The organism is Oleiphilus sp. HI0117, assembly GCF_001635235.1.
In genome coordinates, this window is record NZ_LWGA01001269.1 from 1 (window position 1) to 2,301 (window position 2,301).

The following is a 2,301-nucleotide window of genomic DNA, read 5'->3' on the forward strand; positions in this document are numbered from 1 at the left end:
AAGGTTGATAAACTAATTCTATTAGATAGTTTAGGGCCTCTAACAGACGAAATAGAAAATGTATTGCCACAGCTTAAAAAAGCGGTAGCAAAGGCTGCTCAGACGCGAGAGAGTAAAAAGACCATTTACCCAACTAAAGAAATGGCTATTCGCGTTCGAATGATGGGGATTGGAAAAGTATCAAAAGAAGCAGCGCAGCTGTTAATTGAGCGAGGTACAGAGGAGGTAGAAGGTGGTTATATTTGGCGCTCAGACCCGAAATTACTAGCCCCTTCTATGGTACGGTTTTCTGAAAAACAAGTTGAAGTTGTGTTAAATGGTATCGAATGTCCGGTCTTTGTTTTATGTGGTAAACAAGGGTATTTCTCGGATGCTCAGAGGACTCAAAAACGGGTATCTTATTTTAAGGATGTTACGCGCTTTGACCTAGAAGGTGGGCATCACTTCCACATGGATGGTGATGTTGCAGCAACAGCGGAGTTAATTGATGAAATTATCGATAAGTAAAAAGAGTCTGGTTTTCACTTTATTGCTATCTTTTTTCTTGGTACAGGATGTGCTGAGTTCAGGCTTGGAAAATTATAAGGCTGTCTCTTTAGAGGGCAGTGTTGAAAGCTTAGCTTCTGAACAGATGATCGTTTTGAGCGCGCCGAAGCGCATCAGTAATACCTTGAGTATCGAGAAGCAAGAGTTTGTTGCAGGTGATGTCGAGTCACGTTTATATCGGCTCAAAAGTGGTGTTGAGCTAAGTCAGGCTTTTGATTATTACCTGGAGTCTGCAGCAGTAAAAGGCGAAATCTTATTCCAGTGTAAAAAACGCGCTTGTGGCAGCAGTAATTACTGGGCGAACAAAATTTTTGATGAGCATAAGCTGTATGGCCGTGATAGTGATCAATACTATGTTGCAAGCAGGGCACTCAGTAAGGGGAAAGAAGTCTGGTCGGCCGTCTATTTTGTGCAGAATGGCCTTAGGCAGCGTTTCATATATGAGCTGACTGTGACCAAAAGCTCGGCTGCTGATGGGGATTATGCGGAGCCAGTTGGTGTCTGGCTTAACGGGTCTTCCATGGGCGAGGGTGATGTTACGAAAAACCAAGCGGAGGCAATAGCCCGGTATATTGAGTCGGTAGAAGCCTCTGAGCTATATTTGGTTGTCTATGCAGATCAAGAACTGAAGCCAACCAAAGTGCTTTGGGATCAGTTGCGTACAAAAGGTGAGGTTCAGGTAGCAGTGTTAAGTAAATCCCTAGGGCAAGCCAAATTACCTATCACGCTTCGAGTACTTGGGCCATTGCATGGAGAGCCTTCGTTTGAAAAGCTTCCTGTTTGGTTCAGGTTGTATGCGTATTGATCGTTAATTGTTCAGTATTCGTTGTGCATTTTTATGAAACTTAAACTTAACAAATCTAAACACAAAGATTTGTTGATAATTCTGCTTGTTTAAACAATACTTTATTGGATATTGCAGAATTTTTTCCAATAAAAGCAATAAAATGTGGCGGTTTCTTAATCTACAGTGTTTAAAAAATCCTCTTTACCTGTATACCTTGTTTTATGGGCTATGCCTGTTTGTGTGAGTAGAGTAGAAGAGTTTTATAAGGTAGTAGATAAGTGAACTGTTTTTTTAAGTTAGAAATAATAAAGGATAATAAGTGATGATACGCAAGCTGGCCTTTGCTCTATCACTACTCGGTGTATTGATTGCTGAGTCTGTTTTCGCTCTTGGAATTGGTGAGGCGACTGTAACGTCTGCACTTAACCAACCCTTAAAAGCTGAAATAGAGCTTGTAAACTCAGGTGATTTCTCGGCAGAAGAAATTCTTCCTGGACTAGCAACGCGCGAAGAGTTTTTAAAAGCGAATGTCGACCGTGTTTACTTTTTATCCGATCTGAGGTTTAAAGTTGAAACGAATGCCGATGGTAAGCTTGTCGTTGTTCTTACGACAAACAAACCTGTCCGAGAGCCGTTTTTAAATTTCTTAGTAGAAGTGATTTGGCCAAGTGGCCGACTATTGCGTGAATACGCTTTGTTGATTGATCCTCCATTATTTTCAGAAGACCCTGTCGCACCGGTTAAAGCTGCAAGTGTTACGACGCAGGTAGCGCAAACTGGCGATGTTTTTAATGTACCAGAGCCTGCACCGGTAAGTCGCCGTTCTGTTGCTAACCCTTCGACTGGTATTTCAGGTGGTGAGTACGGCCCAACTGGTAGCTCTGATACGTTATGGGATATCGCAATCAAGGCGCGGCCAAATAGAAGTGTTAGCCCTCAGCAGGTTATGTTGGCTATTCAGGACCTAA

The 2,301-nt window shown here is 42.3% G+C and carries 3 protein-coding genes; all 3 read left to right on the forward strand.

The window, feature by feature from the left end:
• On the forward strand, nt 1-507 hold a 507-nt coding region (locus tag A3757_RS27205; RefSeq protein ID WP_369819593.1), incomplete at its 5' end, for an alpha/beta fold hydrolase.
• Nucleotides 488-1,351, forward strand: coding sequence for a DUF4892 domain-containing protein (locus A3757_RS22095; protein ID WP_068553128.1), 864 nt, complete (start codon nt 488-490; stop codon nt 1,349-1,351). The genes A3757_RS27205 and A3757_RS22095, both read left to right, overlap by 20 nt.
• Before the next feature lie 304 nt (nt 1,352-1,655).
• On the forward strand, nt 1,656-2,301 hold a 646-nt coding region (locus tag A3757_RS22100; RefSeq protein ID WP_369819594.1), incomplete at its 3' end, for a FimV family protein.